Below are 16,061 nucleotides of genomic sequence, written 5' to 3'. Positions count from 1 at the left end.
CGCAATGGTGAATCCGCAGGGCGAGGGCAGCGATCCGTTCGACGCATCCAACAAGGACCAGCCGTACCCGGGACAGCAGCAATATCCGCAGTATCAGAACCCCAACCCCCAATATCCGCAGTACCAAAACCCCCAGTACGCCAACCCGCAGTACGGGAACGCGCCGTATGCGGGCGGGTATCAGACGGCCGCACCCACGAACACGCTGGCGATCGTCTCCCTCGTGTTGGCGATTCTGGGTCTGACGTTTCTGCCGCTGATCGCATCCGTCTGCGCGGTGGTCTGTGGCCACATTTCGCGTGGTCAGATCAAGCGCACCGGCGAGGGCGGATCCGGGTTCGCCACGGCAGGCCTGATCGTCGGGTACGTATCGATCGCGCTGTTCGTCATCGTCGTCGGAGCGATCATCATTTTTGCTGTCGCTGCCGCGAACTCATCGACCTACTGAGACAGGCCTCGCCAGACGACTGCCCAGGCATGCAGCCCACACTCCTGCTATCAGTGCCAACGCAATGACGAACAGCGCCAACGCGTTCCATCCGAGGGACTGAAAGACCACGCCCCCGAGCCAACCGACGATGGACGATCCACCGTAGTAGAAGAGGTTGTACAGCGAGGTCGCCTGAGCCCGTCCGTGTACTGCGCGTTGCCCGGTCCATCCCGACGCGATGGCGTGGGCGGCGAAGAAGCCCATGGTCAGGATCACCAGGCCGATCAAGATCACCGCGAGGTTCGACGCCATCGTCAACGCCACTCCGACGATCATCGTCGCGGTAGCTCCGGCGAGAACTGCCGAGCGTCCGTGCTTCGTCGCCAGCTTTCCGCCCACTCGCGAGGAGACGGTACCGCTCAGGTAGGCCACGAAGATCAGGCTGATGAGCGATTGCGGTAGTCCGAAAGGTACTGCCTCGAGACGGAATCCGAGGAAATTGTAGATCGCGACGAACCCGCCCATCAGCAGGAAGCCCTGGCCGTACAGCGCCAACATTCCCGGCTCGCGCAGGTTCACCCAGAGCCGACCCGGTAGGTCACGAATCTCACTGTGCACCAGTGTTGTTCGCGGTTTCGGGGCCAGCCACACGAAGAGGGCGGCAGCCAGCGCAGCAATCAACGACACGGTCAACGTGCCGATACGCCAGTTGGTGAGTTCCGCCACCGGTCCGGCGACGATGCGGCCCAGCAACCCGCCCAGCGTCGTCCCCGAAACATAGGTCGCGGCGGCCAGTGCGGTGTGACTGCGATGCACTTCCTCGCTGAGGTACGCGATCGCAATTGCCGGAAGTCCGCCCAACGCAGCACCTTCGAAGAACCGAACAGCCAGCAACACCTCGAGGGACGGCGAGAGCGGGACCAGCAGACCCAGCGTCGTCGCAACGAGGATCGATACCGTCATCGCCCGCACTCGGCCGACGCGATCGGCCGCCACGGACCAGGGAATCACCGACACTGCCACCCCGACCGTCGCGAGTCCGACGGCAAGCGAGGACTGCGACGGCGTGATGTCGAGGTTCGCCGCGATCAACGGCAGAATTCCCTGGACCGAATACAGCTGAGCGAAGGTCGCGACTCCGGCGAACAGGAGTGCCAGCACCAGCCGTCGGTACTCGCGCGATCCCCTGGGGTGCCCCTCCCATTCGAGAACCTCGGTACGCGTCGTAGTCATACCGATCACGTTAGAAGTGCTCACTACATTCGTCCAATGCATGAGAGGCGTCCAACCGATACGTCAGCGCTATGATTTGCCCATGCGGCGCGAGACGATCGAGTTGTTGCCCCTGCTGCCGACGCTCGTCGCGGTAGCCGACACAGAGCACATGACCGACGCCGCCCATGTTCTCGGTGTTCCGCAACCGACCGTCAGTCGACAGGTCGCTCGCGCGTCGGCGATCCTCGGCGTCGACATCGTGGAACGACGCGGCCGCGGCATCGTGCTCACCAGCGCCGGACGCGTGTTGATCCCGTATCTGCAGCGCGCATTGAGCGACCTCGACGCCGGCATCGACGCCATGACCGAGCACGACGCCCGAGCCCGGGGCCGTATCGCCGTCGCGTTCCAGAACACTCTGGGCGAGGACGTCGTACCCGCGCTGATCCGCCAGTTTCGCGTCGACCACCCGGCCGTCACATTCGATCTCGACCAGGGTGCCCGCGCACGCTGCCTCGAGCGGCTCGCCGATGGGGTATCCGACCTGGCGTTCGTGTCCCTCAGCACCGAGCACACCGATGCAAATTCGTTCCAGCTGTACGACGAGCGACTGATGCTCGTCGTGCCCTCCGATCACCGCCTCGCGTCGAGACGAACCGTCGATCTGGCCGACACCGCCGACGAGAACTACATTGCGATGGGCCACGGCTTCGGCATGCGCTCGATCTGCGACGAGTTGTGGGCCGACGCCGGTTTCAGTCCGCACATCGCATTCGAGGGCCAAGACACCCACACGGTGCGCGGATTGGTCGGAGCCGGTCTCGGGATAGCCATCCTGCCGCGTATCCGTGCGCACGGCGGTGAGGGCGGGACCGTCGACGTCGGCCTCACCCAACCCTCGGCACGCAGACGCATCGGCATGGTGTGGGACCCTCGAGCCGACTCACCGCGTCAGGTGGCGGCCTTTCGCTCGATGGTGCAGCGCAGCGGTCGCACACTCGTGATTAGGTGAGTCGATGCAACTGGTTCTCGTCCGGCACGCCCTGCCGCAACGTTCGGAGTCCTCGGCCGATCCCGTTCTCGCCGAGCTCGGCGTCGAACAATCCCTGCGGGTGCCCGACGCCGTGGCCCGGTTCCCGATTTCTCGAGTCGTCGCCAGTTCCCAGCTCCGCGCCGTCCAGACGGCACAGCCGTTGGCCGATCGGCTCGGTCTGACCGTCGAACCGGACGAGCGATTGGCCGAATACGATCGCGATTTCGGCGGCTACGTCCCGATCGAAGCGGCCAAGACCGAATTTCGGGAGGCATTCGACCGCATCAAGGCCGGTCATCTCCCCGAACAAGTAGACGAACACGCGTTTCGTCAGCGCGTGTTGGCCGGAGTAGCCGACATCGTGTCGGCCGGCGAGCACAACGACACCGTCGCACTCTTCGCCCACGGCGGCGTCATCAACATCCTGCTGCAGGACATCCTGCAGACCCCGAAAGTCCTGGGATTTCCGATCGACTACTGCTCGGTGACCCGCATTCTGTTCTCCCGGAGCGGTGCGCGATCGGTCTCCTCGGTGAACGAAACCGAGCACGTATGGGACCTGCTACCGCGCAATCGGTAATCCACAGAGACCTCTTAGAGTCCCAGGTCAGCACGGTCGAAGCAGGCGTCGTGGATCACGCGTCGGTTCGGAAGGCCGCCGACGGCAGTTAGCCTCGAACTCATCATGGGTGAACTGCGTATCTTCCGACGTCCTGCCGTTGCTCTCACCGCACTGGCGTTTCCACTGGTGGCGGTGGGTGCTTTTGCACTCGGCACCGGCTACGACCTCGGTGGTGAGTCCGCTGCCGACACGACCACCGTCGTGGCCGACACCGAGCAGGCACCGGCACCGGAGCAGGCGTCGGCAGATCCCCTGTCGAAGGCCAGGACCAGTCTCAACAGCGCCTCGCTCCCGATCACGTTTCTCTCCAGTGGCATCGGTCAGCTGACCCAGGGCGGAACGCAGCTCAACGACGGCGTCGGGCAGCTCGCCGACGGCATCACCCAGGCGCACGACGGAACCATCCAGCTCGCCGACGGGTTCGGCCAATACCGCGACGGCATCGGTCAGCTCGGAGACGGCGCATCGCAGATCAGCGGTGGCGTCGACCAGGTCGTCGACCAGCTCGCCGGATTCGGAGCTCTGCAGGCCGACTTCACCGCGAAGCTCGCCGCCACGGCAGACACGGTCGATCGTTTCCCACATCCGGGATCCGACGCGATTTCTGGCGAGATCCGCGGCGTCATCGACAACCTCAACACTCAGGCGTTCGGTCCCGATACGCTGGCTCAGCTGCAGACCCTCAAGGGCGGTGCCCAGCAGCTGTCGACGGAACTCAACGACCCGAACAGTCAGTTCCTCGGAGCCACCGCGCAGCTCGGCGACGCCACTGTGCAGTTGCGTGACGGACTCGGCCAACTCGACGACGGCGGCCAGCAGCTCAAGGCCGGCACCGATCAGCTCGTGACGTCGGTCAAGCCGGTCGAGGGGATTGTCAACGGCATCGCCACCAACGTGCGCGACGCCTCCGCGGCCCTTCCGCCGGGAACCACTGCCGCCACCGACGACGCCACCTCCGAACAGAACGTCGCAACCACGTCGACGAGCACCGGCACCGGGGCCACCCCGTACCTGATCGCCGCCCTCGTGGCTCTCGGAGCTCTTGGCTGCGTCAGCCTCGTGCGTGTTCTGGGCAAGGACACCAAGCCGCGCTGGCTCGCTGTCGGAGCGGCCGTCGCCGCGGTGGGCGTCAGCGCCGCCTTCGCATTCGCCTTCGCCACCGATGCGGCCCTCGGGCCGGTGATCGGAGCGGGCGTGTTCCTCGTCGTCTCCGCCGCGGCGTATCTCGCCGCAGCGGGCGCAATTCAACGCGTGCTCGGTGCCGTCGTCGGACAGATCGTCAACGTTGTCGCCCTCGCAGTGCAGGTCGTCGTCTGCGGTTTTGCGTACGCATCGACGGCACCCATCTGGAGCGACCTCGCCGCATTCATGCCGATGAGCTACACCGCCGCCGGTGCCCGCATCATCGCGTCGGGCGAGATGAGCGGGACCGGTTGGCTCGCGATCGGTGCCACGGTAGCTCTACTGGCTGTCTCGGCACTCGTGTACGTGAGCGCGCGGGGCAACTCAGCCGACGGGCCGGAGCGGGTGGATGGCGGGCGGGGCCGCGAGATGGGCACCGAACTCGCTTAGCGCGTGCTGCAGATGTGGAGTCTGCATGTGACCGTCCAGGTCCTCCTGCGACTTCCACAACTCGACGGTGATGAAGGTTCCCGGCTCTACCGCCGACTCGAACAGCTCGTACGAGATGTTGCCCTCTTCCTTCCGGGTTTCGGCGACCAGGGCCGACAATCCGTCGCGCACGGCGTCGACTGCGTCGGGCTTGGCGATAATCGTCGCGACAACCTTCAGATCGTTGCTCATGAGGTGATGTTTCCTTCGTTCGGCGAGTTCCACTTTCCTCACCGAACGTACTCCCGACACCCCTAAGCTGAGGTGTCCGTACGGAAAGGGAAGTCACAGTGAGCCACAGGACTATCGAGCAGCGCGCCACGAAGAAGGATTGGCTGGGCCTCGCAGTACTGGTGGTCCCCATTCTCGTCGTGTCGATGGACATGTCGGTGCTCTATCTGGCCCTGCCGTTCATGACGGCCGATCTCGAACCCACCAGCAATCAGACGCTGTGGATTCTCGACATCTACGGATTTCTCCTCGCCGGCCTGCTCATCACGATGGGCTCTCTCGGTGATCGAATCGGCAGGCGCACCCTGCTGATGATCGGGGCCGTCGTGTTCGGTGCAGCGTCGCTCGCCGCGACGTTCTCCACCTCGCCCGAAATGCTTCTCGTGGCACGCGCTCTGTTGGGAGTCGGTGGAGCGACCATTGCGCCGAGCACACTGTCGTTGATACGCAACATGTTTCACGACCCCGCTCAGCGGAAGGAAGCCATCGGACTGTGGACGGCAGGTTTCGCCGGGGGCGCCGCCGTGGGTCCTGTCATCGGAGGTGTTCTGTTGGAACACTTCTGGTGGGGTTCGGTGTTCCTGATCAACATTCCGATCATGGTGGTGCTCTTCGTCGCCGCACCGCTACTGGTGCCCGAGTTCAAGGATTCGGACCCCGGGAAGTTCGATCCGATCAGCGTGATACTCGCGATCTCCTCGATGCTCTTCATCGTCTACGCCATCAAACACGGCGCGCAGGACGGGATCGATGCAACGACGATCATCACCGCCGTCGTCGGACTCGCAGTCGGCACGGTGTTCGTCATCCGGCAGAGAAAGGCCGCGAACCCGCTGATCGACGTCACGCTCTTCGCCGAACGCGCCTTCAGTGCAGCGGTTGTCGTGCAGTTCCTGGTCATATTCGCGATGACCGGGTTCAGCCTGTTCGCCTCGCAATACCTTCAGCTCGTCGTCGGGTTCGGACCCCTCGAAGCCGGACTGTGGCTGCTCATACCTGCCGTCGCGGCGGGGGCCGGAGCCGTCCTCGCGCCAACACTGAGCAAGGTGCTCCAGACCGGCACCATCATCGCCGGTGGCCTACTGTTCATCGCCTTCGGCTGCGCCGCAATGGTCTTCATCGCCGCCGACTCGGGCCTGCCGCTACTGCTCACCGGCATGGCAATGGTGACGTTCGGTATCGGAGCGGCATCGACCCTCAATTCCGATATCGTGCTCACCGCCGCCGCACCCGAGAAGGCCGGTGCCGCATCGGCATTGTCGGAGACCGGAGCCGAATTGGGCGGGGCCGTCGGCATCGCGATCCTCGGCACGATCGGCAGCACCGTCTACCGTCACCGCATGGAAGACGCCATCCCGGTGGGCACGCCCAGCGAGGTCGCCGACCCCGCCCGGGAAACCATCGGTGGTGCCACCGCCGTCGCCGACTACCTACCGGAGCCGTTCGCCTCGCAGCTGTCCGCCGTCGCCAACTCGTCCTTCGTCGACGGCTTCAACCTTGCTGCCGGGTGGAGCGCAGGTCTGATGGCCGTCAGTGCGCTGGTCGTCTTCGTACTGCTACGTCGTCAGACCGCGTCGGCCAAGTAGCGCGCCAACCACCGTGTCGCCGACTGACCGCCGTCGACGTCGTAGCTCTGGTACTCCTGATGGATACCGGAGCGGTAGAACGCTTCGATCTCTCGGCGGCGCTGTTCGTTCGCCTGGTCGGTGAGCTGGCCCTGCAGGACCGGGAGCCCACCCGCAGCCGCGAGATCGCCGATCAACGACTGCGCTTCCTGCGCGTACTGGTCGGCCACATCGGGCGCGGGGTTGGACGAGACGGCCAGGAAGCCGGCCAATCGGGCCACGTAATCGTCCTTCGGCGTCGAGCAGTACAGATCGCCGACGGCACAGAACGTTCGCACCACGGGGCTGACGTAGCCGAAGCCGCCGACGCGTGGGCCGCCGACACCGGTGCCCACCACGGCAGGCCCGACGAGGGCGTCGGTGTCGGAGCGCTTGGGGTCGGAGATCAGACCCACCGCAACCACCTTGTCCGCGGGGACGATGCCGACGCCGGTGCCGATGGCTGCGGCGAGATCACCAGCCGCGTCGGCTCCCTGGCTGTATCCGATGATGCCCAGTTTTGTTGCGCCGCAACGATCTGCCACCGCCTTCAGCATCCCGCCGGCATTGGCTACCGCAGCTGCGCGCGACTGCCCGTAGACCTCGCCCTCCCACGGGAACGCGGTGGCGGGATACGAAACGTAGTCGGTGCGAATGCCGTCGCCGAGACGATCGGTGACATCGGTGAGCATCCCGGGCTTCGGGGCGGCACCCGAGCTGGTCTCCCACGTCCCCGGAATCGCGACGACGTACATCGACGGGCAGTCGCCGGGGTCAGCGGCAGCGGGCGACGCTCCGACCACCAGACCGGACGCAACGGCTGCAGCGACGCCGACACCGGCGCAGAACTTCTTGACACTCATGGGAGGGGGCCTCACTGGTGATCGAACGTTTCGTTGTTCGATCCTGACAATGCCAGGGGCCTGTGACCATCAGATGCCTACATGGTTAACGGACGTAACCGTCCGTCACACGGTTGTCTCTTCGCCCGCCCGCCCGCCGTCGGTATCGCCCACTTCCGTCGGGATCAATGTGGCTTTCAGTCACTCAGAGTGCAAGAAAGGGACATTGATCCCGACGGGAGGGGCGGACAACTACCTACCGCTGCGGTGCCTGGGTAGGAACGATCGGCGACGGCAGTGCCGTTGCTCCCTGCAGGAACGTGTCGACGGCGGCCGCGCAGGAGCGGCCCTCGGCGATGGCCCACACGATGAGCGACTGGCCGCGGCCCATGTCTCCGGCCACGAAGACGCCGGGGACGTTGGTGACCCATTCGTTGGTGCGCTCCACGTTGCCGCGCTGGTTGAAGTCGACGCCCAGGTCGGTCAGCAGACCGCCCTTGTCCGGTCCGACGAATCCCATGGCGAGCAACACGAGATCGGCCTCGAGGGTGAATTCGCTGCCCTCGACCTTCTCGAACTTGCCGGCCTTGAACTCGACCTCGCAGGCTTCGAGTGCGGTGACCTTGCCGTCTGCACCGACGAAACGCTCGGTGTTGACGGAGAAGACGCGCTCGCCACCCTCTTCGTGTGCCGACGCGACGCGGTACATCAGCGGATACGTCGGCCACGGGGTGGACGTCGCACGCTCTTCGGGCGGACGGGCCATGATCTCGAACTGGTGCACGCTAGCCGCGCCCTGACGGTGCGAGGTGCCCAAGCAGTCGGCACCGGTGTCGCCGCCGCCGATGATGACGACCTTCTTGCCCTCGGCGCTGACGGGCGGCGCCGCGAAGTCGCCCTGCTGGACGCGATTGGCGTGCGGCAGGAACTCCATGGCCTGGTAGATGCCGTCGAGTTCGCGGCCCTCGATGGGCAGGTCGCGCCATGCGGTGGCTCCGCCGGAGAGAACGACGGCGTCGAACTGCTCGCGCAGTTCGTCGGCCGAGATGTCCACGCCCACATCGACGCCGGTGCGGAAGACGGTGCCCTCGGCCTCCATCTGTGCGAGCCGTCGATCGATGTGGCGCTTCTCCATCTTGAACTCGGGGATGCCGTACCGCAGCAGTCCACCGATGCGATCGGCACGCTCGAACACCGTGACGGTGTGGCCGGCGCGGGTGAGCTGCTGCGCTGCAGCAAGTCCCGCGGGTCCGGAGCCGACGACGGCGACGGTCTTACCGGTCAGATGCGTCGGGTAGACCGGCGTCACCCAGCCCTCTTCGAAGGCCTTGTCGATGATCTCGACCTCGACCTGCTTGATCGTCACCGGATCCTGGTTGATGCCCAGGACACACGCCGCCTCGCACGGAGCCGGGCACAACCGTCCGGTGAACTCCGGAAAGTTGTTGGTGGCGTGCAGGCGATCGATGCTGTCGCGCCAGCGGTCCTTGAACACCAGGTCGTTCCACTCGGGAATCAGGTTTCCGAGCGGACAACCGTTGTGGCAGAACGGAATACCACAATCCATGCACCGGCTGGCCTGGGTACGCAGAGTGTCCTTCGAGAAGTCCTCGTAGACCTCTTTCCAGTCCATCAGGCGCAGATCGACGGGCCGCCGCTTCGGTACTTCGCGAACCGTGTTCTTCAAAAATCCCTGTGGGTCACCCACGAGCTGCCTCCATGATCGCTTCGTCCACGTCCGCGCCGCTCTTCTCGGCTTCGGAGATGGCCAGCAGTACCTTCTTGTAGTCGCGAGGCATGACCTTCACGAAATGGTTCACCTGCTGTGACCAGTCCGCGAGGATCCGCTCGGCCACCTCGGAGCCGGTCTGCTCCTGGTGACGAGTGACGATGTCCTTCAACCAAGTGAATTCGTCGCCCTCGAGCTCGTCGATGTCGACCAGCTCGGTGTTGAGGTTGGCCTCGAACGTCTTGTTCGGATCGAAGATGAACGCGACACCGCCGGACATGCCGGCACCGAAGTTACGGCCCGTCGTGCCGAGAATGACCACCTTGCCGCCGGTCATGTACTCGCACCCGTGATCGCCGACGCCTTCGACGACGGCCTCCGCGCCGGAGTTACGTACGGCGAACCGCTCGCCGACGACACCGCGGATGAGAGCCTCGCCGCTGGTGGCACCGAAGAGGAAGACGTTGCCGCCGATGATGTTGTCCTCGGCGACGAATCCCTTGGGCGCACTCAACGACGGCCGCAGGACGAGATGTCCGCCCGACAGTCCCTTACCCACGAAGTCGTTCGCGTCACCGTGCAGCCGCAACGTCATTCCGGACGGTACGAACGCACCGAAACTGTTGCCGGCCGAACCGGTGAACGTGATATCGATCGTGTCGTCCGGGAGCCCGACGCCGCCGTATGCCTTGGTGACCTCGTGCCCGAGCATCGTTCCGACGGTGCGGTTGACGTTGGTGATCTTGGATTCGAAGACGACCTTCTCGCCCTTGTCCAACGCGTTGCGACTGGCCGCGATGAGCTGCTGATCCAGCGCCTTGTCGAGGCCGTGATCCTGAACCCCGGTGTTGTAGAGGTTCTGGTTCATGAAGGCCGATTCGACCTCTTCGAGGATCGGCGACAGATCCAGCTTCGACGCCTTCCAATGCTCCTTGGCCGCAGTGGTATCCAGCAGACCCACCTGGCCGACGGCCTCGTCGAGTGTGCGGAACCCGAGCTCGGCCATGAGCTCGCGAACCTCCTCGGCGATGAACATGAAGAAGTTCTCGACGAACTCGGGCTGACCCGCGAAACGCTTGCGCAGCAACGGGTTCTGCGTGGCAACACCGACGGGGCAGGTATCGAGATGGCAGACGCGCATCATGATGCAGCCCGAGACCACGAGGGGAGCGGTGGCGAAACCGAACTCCTCGCCGCCGAGCAGCGCGGCGACCATGACGTCACGGCCGGTCTTGAGCTGACCGTCGACCTGCACGACGATGCGGTCACGAAGACCGTTGAGCAGCAACGTCTGCTGGGTCTCGGCCAGGCCGAGCTCCCACGGTCCACCTGCGTGCTTGACCGACGTCAGCGGCGTTGCGCCGGTGCCGCCGTCGTGGCCCGAGATGAGCACCACGTCGGCGTGCGCCTTGGACACACCGGCCGCGACCGTTCCGACGCCGACCTCGGAGACCAGCTTCACGTGGATGCGGGCCTGCGGGTTGGCGTTCTTCAGGTCGTGGATCAGCTGTGCGAGATCCTCGATCGAGTAGATGTCGTGGTGCGGCGGCGGCGAGATCAGGCCGACGCCGGGCGTCGAATGCCGAACCTCGGCGACCCACGGGTACACCTTGTGCGCCGGAAGCTGGCCGCCCTCACCGGGCTTGGCTCCCTGCGCCATCTTGATCTGGATGTCGGTGCAGTTGGTCAGGTAGTGCGAGGTGACTCCGAAACGTCCCGACGCGACCTGCTTGACGGCGGATCGACGCGAATCACCGTTCTCGTCGGGGGTGAATCGTGCGACATCCTCGCCGCCCTCACCGGAGTTCGACCGTCCGCCGAGACGGTTCATCGCGATGGCGAGGGTCTCGTGCGCCTCGGCCGAGATGGAGCCGTAGCTCATCGCGCCCGTGGAGAACCGCTTGACGATCTCGCTTGCCGGCTCGACCTCGTCGATCGAAATCGACTGTCGCTCTTCCGTCTTGAAGCGGAACAGACCGCGCAGAGACGCGAGCCGCTCGGACTGGTCGTCGACCATCTTCGTGTATTCCTTGAAGACGTCGTACTGACCGGTGCGGGTGGAGTGCTGCAGCTTGAAGACGGTGTCGGGGTTGAAGAGGTGGTACTCCCCCTCGCGCCGCCACTGGTACTCGCCGCCCGTTTCCAGCTCACGGTGAGCGCGTTCCTGACGGTTGTCGAGGTATGCGACCGCATGTCGCGCTGCGACGTCGTCGGCCACTTGATCGAGATCGATGCCGCCGAGGTGGCTGTTGAGTCCGGTGAAGTACTCGTCGACCAATTCCTGCGAAAGGCCGATGACCTGGAACAACTGGGCTCCGGTGTACGACGCGAGCGTCGAGATGCCCATCTTGGACATCACCTTCAGCACGCCCTTGCCTGCGGCCTTGATGTAGTTGCCGACGGCTTTGTCGAAGTCGATGTCGGTGAGCGCGCCGCGCTCGATCATGTCCTCGATCGACTCGAAGGCCATGTACGGATTGACCGCTGCCGCACCGAATCCGATGAGCAGAGCCATGTGGTGCACCTCGCGGGCGTCACCGGCCTCGATGATCAGACCGACCTTGGTCCGGGTCTTCTCCCGAACCAGGTGGTGGTGCACTGCGGAGGTCAGCAGCAACGACGGGATCGGCGCGAGCTTCTCACTGGACTCGCGGTCGGAGAGCACGATGATCCGTGCGCCACCCGAGATCGCAGCGGAAACCTGAGCGCGGATGGCCTCCAACGACTTTCGGAGACCTTCGCCGCCCTCGGCAACTGCGTACAGGCCGCGCACGACCACCGAACGAAGCTCTTCCTGCGTGCCTTCGTCGTTGATGTGCACGAGCTTGGCGAGATCGTCGTTGTGCAGGATCGGCTGCGGCAGCACGATCTGCTTGCAGCTGTCGGCATTCGGGTTGAGCAGATCGCCCTCGGGGCCGATCGTGCCGCCGAGGCTGGTGACGATCTCTTCGCGGATCGCGTCGAGCGGCGGGTTCGTCACCTGCGCGAACAGCTGTGAGAAGTAATCGAACAACATCCGCGGGCGAGCCGACAAGATCGCGATGGGCGTATCGGTGCCCATGGACCCGATGGCCTCGGCACCGGACTTCGCCATCGGGGAGACCAGCACGTTCAGTTCCTCGGTGGTGTAACCGAAGATCTGCTGCCGGATGAGAACGCGATCGTGCGGCATGTGCACGTGCGGGCGCTCGGGCAGGTCGTCGATCGAGGTCAGACCCTCGTCGAGCCACTGCTGATATGGATGCTCGGCGGCGAGTTCGTCCTTGATCTCGTCGTCGGAGACGATGCGTCCCTGCGCGGTGTCCACCAGGAACATCCGGCCCGGCTGCAGCCGAACCTTGCGGACGACCTTGGACGGGTCGATGTCGAGAACGCCGACCTCGGATGCCATGACGACCAGGCCGTCGTCGGTGACCCATAGCCGGCTCGGACGAAGACCGTTCCGATCGAGGACCGCGCCGATGACGGTGCCGTCGGTGAAGCACACCGAAGCAGGTCCGTCCCAGGGCTCCATCAGCGAGGAGTGGTACTTGTAGAACGCCCGACGCGCGGGATCCATGGACTCGTGCCGCTCCCAGGCCTCGGGAATCATCATCAGCACGGCGTGCGGCAGGCTACGTCCACCGAGGTGCAGCAGTTCGAGCACCTCGTCGAAACGTGCTGTGTCGCTTGCTCCGTGGGTGACGACCGGGAAGATCTTCTCGAGCGCCTCGGAGCCGCCGAACACGTCGGAGGTGATGAGCGCCTCGCGGGCGCGCATCCAGTTCTCGTTGCCGGTGGCGGTGTTGATCTCACCGTTGTGCGCGACGCGCCGGAACGGGTGCGCCAGCGGCCACGACGGGAACGTGTTGGTCGAGAAGCGCGAATGCACAAGGCCGAGTGCGCTTTCCACTCGCTCGTCCTGCAGATCGAGGTAGAAGCCCTTGAGCTGAGGCGTCGTCAGCATGCCCTTGTAGACGAAGGTCTGCGAGGACAGCGACGGGAAGTACACCGTCTCGCGGCCGGGGCCGTCCTTGCCCGCGCCCTCTTCGCCCAACTCGTGCTCGACGCGCTTGCGAATGACGAACGCGCGACGCTCCAGATCGAGATCGGTGACCGATGCGTCGGGTGCGGCGAGAAACAGCTGACGGAAGGTCGGCATCGCGTCGCGAGCGAGCGCGCCGAGGGACGAGTCGTCGGTGGGAACGTCACGCCAACCGAGAACCGCCAGGCCCTCGCTCTCGACGATGCGCTCGACGCCCTCGCAGGCGCGTGCTGCGTCGCTGCGGCCCTGCGGCAGGAATGCGACGCCGGTGGCGTAGGCACCGGCAGCGGGGAGTTCGAAATCTACGACGGCGCGGAAGAACGCGTCCGGAACCTGGATGAGAATGCCTGCACCGTCACCGGTGTTCGGTTCGGAACCGGCAGCACCGCGGTGCTCGAGGTTGACCAGTGCGGTGATCGCCTTCTCGACGATGTCGCGACTGCGGCGACCGTGCATGTCCACCACGAACGCGACACCACAGGAGTCGTGCTCGTTGACGGGGTCGTAGAGGCCTTGCGGGCCCGGAGTGTGCTTCATACCTAGCCTTCGGATAAGTCCAGCCTTGAAACTCGTCGGCGACGGTGTGGTGTAACCGGCTGCTCGAACGGCCTGCGGTGCGTCCTCGCCGTTGAAGCAGCACCTGTCGATCGTCGACGCTTTCCTCTGCACGGGCGGGTAGGCACGTGATAGAAAAGTGAGGGTCTCGACGGATTCGGCCGTGGTGAGGCCGATCCAATTACGAACGATAAGTCAGCACCTGGGTACCCCCGCAAATAAGGTAAGCCTACTGTGGGCTCTCACCTGCGATTTTCCGGACATTCGTCGAGGTATCGGGCCCCTCTCGGGACGCCGGCGGTGCACCGACCGAAAAGTACACGCGTGTAAGACGATCCGACTGTCACCACATAAAAAAACTGGCCGCAGCGATTCGAGATCAGCTGCGACCAGTGTGGTGGGCGGAGGGGGACTTGAACCCCCACGTCCCGAAGGACACTGGCACCTGAAGCCAGCGCGTCTGCCATTCCGCCACCCGCCCGGGTGACGGCGAGAACACTAACACGCACCCTGCCGCGCCCGAAAATCGCGGCCTCGCGTCGTCCGGAGCGGGCGGCGGCACGCGGTCTGCGTCGGCGGCACCGTATATCATGCTTGGAGCGCGCCCTCGTGATGACACGCGGCTGTCGCACCCTGCGCACCTGCAGGCACCACACGGTGGAAGAACACAGTGAGAGGAGGGGTCACGATGGGCATCGTTCAGCGTTTCGAACGCAAGCTTCAGGGCGCTGTCGGCGACGTCTTCGCCCGCGTGTTCGGCGGTGGCGTCGTACCGGCCGAGGTAGAGGCGGCGCTCCAACAGGAGGCGTCGGATCTGGTTCGGCCCCTCGACGGCGGCCACCAACTGGCACCCAACAGCTATGTGATCACCATCAACAGCTCGGATCACGCCGAGCTCGCCGGCGATCGAGAACTCACGGTCAAGGCGTTTTCGCGCCACCTCGACGATTACATCCGCGATCAGGGGTGGCAGACCTACGGTGACGTGGTGGTTCGCTTCGAGCCGTCGCCCACTCTGCACACCGGTCAATTCCGGGCCAGTGGCTCGGTCGACCCCGATGTGGGACGATCGGCGACTGCTGCACCGAACCCGTCTGCGCAGCACGGCCCGTCGGCCCAGCAGAACGTTTCGGCCGAGCCGGCACCCAGTCCCGTCCCTTCAGCCACGCAGCGACCGTCTGCCCCACCGATGTCGATACCAGGAGCCGGCCACATGACGCAGAACCCAGGCTACGACCCGCAGCGCGACCCCGCGGACGGTCAACGTCCCGATCCGCGCGCTCGCAACGGTTATGCCGGTGGCCAGGATCCCCGCTACGCCGCGCATGAGCAGAACGGTTACGACGCCCAGGCCTACGCGCCTGCCGATTACGATCCGCGTTACGACCAGCAGCCGTACAACGGCCAGGGCTACGACGAGCAGCAGTATGCCGACCAGGGTCAGGCATACAGCGCCGCGGGCGGCCAGGACCAGGGCTACGACCCGCACGCCTACGGTCATCCCCACGGTCAGGACCAGGGTTACGACGCGCAGGGCTACAACGCGCAAGGCTATGACGCCCAGGGCTACAACGCGCAGGGGTACGACGCCCAGGGGTACCAGTACAACGGTGCCGACGGCGGTGCCTACTCCGAGGCCCCCTATCAGGAGCAGGCTTACAGCGACCAGTCGGGACAGTACGCCGAGCCCCAGGCAGCCGGATATCAGCAGCCCGGCTACCAGCAGCCTGCATACGACTACCCGGCTGCCCCGGCTGCCTACGGCCGTGGCTACCCGCAGGGCGCGGGCGATCGCAACGGCGGGTACGGCTACGACCAGCCCGCCGCGTACGCCGGTCAGGCTCAGTCGCTCGCAGCCACCCTGCAGCTCGAAGACGGCAGTGGCCGCTACTTCCAGCTCCGTGACGGTCAGAACATCATCGGCCGCGGCCAGGACGCACAGTTCCGGCTGCCCGATACCGGTGTCTCGCGACGACACATCGAGATTCGCTGGGACGGCCGCGTGGCCATGCTCTCCGATCTCGGCTCCACCAACGGCACCACCGTCAACGGTGCCCCCGTTCAGGACTGGCAGCTGGCCGACGGCGACGTCATCAGGGCCGGGCATTCCGAAATTCTGGTCCGGATCGTCTGACACACGGGCTGCCAGGCACGAGTGATGGTCG

11 protein-coding genes and 1 tRNA gene are annotated in these 16,061 nt (G+C 65.1%); 6 read left to right on the top strand and 6 right to left on the bottom strand.

Features of this window, described 5'->3' with window-relative positions:
* Positions 1-4 precede the first annotated feature (4 nt).
* Positions 5-448: a DUF4190 domain-containing protein gene (locus ASG84_RS18225; protein WP_057478403.1), complete on the top strand. Its 444-nt coding sequence runs from the start codon at positions 5-7 to the stop codon at positions 446-448.
* On the opposite strand, the gene ASG84_RS18220 is transcribed toward ASG84_RS18225, so the two are convergent.
* Positions 434-1,663 (bottom strand): MFS transporter, encoded by a 1,230-nt coding sequence (locus tag ASG84_RS18220; protein WP_057478504.1) that lies wholly within the window; start codon positions 1,661-1,663, stop codon positions 434-436. The genes ASG84_RS18225 and ASG84_RS18220 overlap by 15 nt on opposite strands.
* An 82-nt stretch (positions 1,664-1,745) precedes the next feature.
* Here ASG84_RS18220 and ASG84_RS18215 point away from each other — a divergent pair, with 82 nt between their 5' ends.
* The 3 genes from ASG84_RS18215 to ASG84_RS18205 all read left to right on the top strand — a co-directional run bounded on the left by ASG84_RS18215 (position 1,746) and on the right by ASG84_RS18205 (position 4,872).
* Entirely contained in the window at positions 1,746-2,657 is a 912-nt protein-coding gene (locus ASG84_RS18215; RefSeq protein ID WP_235581725.1) for a LysR family transcriptional regulator, read from the top strand.
* A gap of 4 nt (positions 2,658-2,661) precedes the next feature.
* Positions 2,662-3,258 carry a histidine phosphatase family protein gene (locus ASG84_RS18210; RefSeq protein ID WP_057478401.1) on the top strand — a complete coding sequence of 199 codons (597 nt, stop codon included), beginning with the start codon at positions 2,662-2,664 and terminating at the stop codon, positions 3,256-3,258.
* 105 nt (positions 3,259-3,363) lie between these two features.
* Positions 3,364-4,872: a phage infection protein gene (locus ASG84_RS18205; protein ID WP_057478400.1), complete on the top strand. Its 1,509-nt coding sequence runs from the start codon at positions 3,364-3,366 to the stop codon at positions 4,870-4,872.
* On the opposite strand, the gene ASG84_RS18200 is transcribed toward ASG84_RS18205, so the two are convergent.
* The gene (locus ASG84_RS18200; RefSeq protein WP_057478399.1) at positions 4,807-5,103 is read right to left on the bottom strand and encodes a putative quinol monooxygenase; all 297 of its coding nucleotides are present in this window, start codon (positions 5,101-5,103) and stop codon (positions 4,807-4,809) included. The two genes, ASG84_RS18205 and ASG84_RS18200, sit on opposite strands and share 66 nt — an antisense overlap.
* Positions 5,104-5,201: 98 nt before the next feature.
* Between ASG84_RS18200 and ASG84_RS18195 the strand changes: the two genes are divergently transcribed.
* Complete coding sequence (locus ASG84_RS18195) at positions 5,202-6,728, top strand: MFS transporter (protein ID WP_057478398.1); 1,527 nt, start codon at positions 5,202-5,204, stop codon at positions 6,726-6,728.
* Here the strand turns inward: ASG84_RS18195 and ASG84_RS18190 are convergent.
* The 4 genes from ASG84_RS18190 to ASG84_RS18175 all read right to left on the bottom strand — a co-directional run bounded on the left by ASG84_RS18190 (position 6,707) and on the right by ASG84_RS18175 (position 14,377).
* Positions 6,707-7,609 carry a cutinase family protein gene (locus tag ASG84_RS18190; protein WP_057478397.1) on the bottom strand — a complete coding sequence of 301 codons (903 nt, stop codon included), beginning with the start codon at positions 7,607-7,609 and terminating at the stop codon, positions 6,707-6,709. The genes ASG84_RS18195 and ASG84_RS18190 overlap by 22 nt on opposite strands.
* Positions 7,610-7,844: 235 nt before the next feature.
* Positions 7,845-9,296, bottom strand: coding sequence for a glutamate synthase subunit beta (locus tag ASG84_RS18185; RefSeq protein ID WP_057478396.1), 1,452 nt, complete (start codon positions 9,294-9,296; stop codon positions 7,845-7,847).
* Positions 9,289-13,878 carry a glutamate synthase large subunit gene (gene gltB, locus ASG84_RS18180; RefSeq protein ID WP_057478395.1) on the bottom strand — a complete coding sequence of 1,530 codons (4,590 nt, stop codon included), beginning with the start codon at positions 13,876-13,878 and terminating at the stop codon, positions 9,289-9,291. Before gltB ends, ASG84_RS18185 begins: the two co-directional genes overlap by 8 nt.
* A gap of 413 nt (positions 13,879-14,291) precedes the next feature.
* A tRNA-Leu gene (locus ASG84_RS18175) sits at positions 14,292-14,377 on the bottom strand.
* Positions 14,378-14,584: 207 nt separating this feature from the next.
* Between ASG84_RS18175 and ASG84_RS18170 the strand changes: the two genes are divergently transcribed.
* Positions 14,585-16,030, top strand: coding sequence for a DUF3662 and FHA domain-containing protein (locus ASG84_RS18170; protein WP_057478394.1), 1,446 nt, complete (start codon positions 14,585-14,587; stop codon positions 16,028-16,030).
* Positions 16,031-16,061: the final 31 nt, after the last annotated feature.

The organism is Rhodococcus sp. Leaf278 (assembly GCF_001426085.1).
Taxonomy (GTDB): domain Bacteria; phylum Actinomycetota; class Actinomycetes; order Mycobacteriales; family Mycobacteriaceae; genus Rhodococcoides.
The sequence above is the reverse complement of the archived record's forward strand: the minus strand, read 5'-3'. Positions and strand labels throughout refer to the sequence as shown.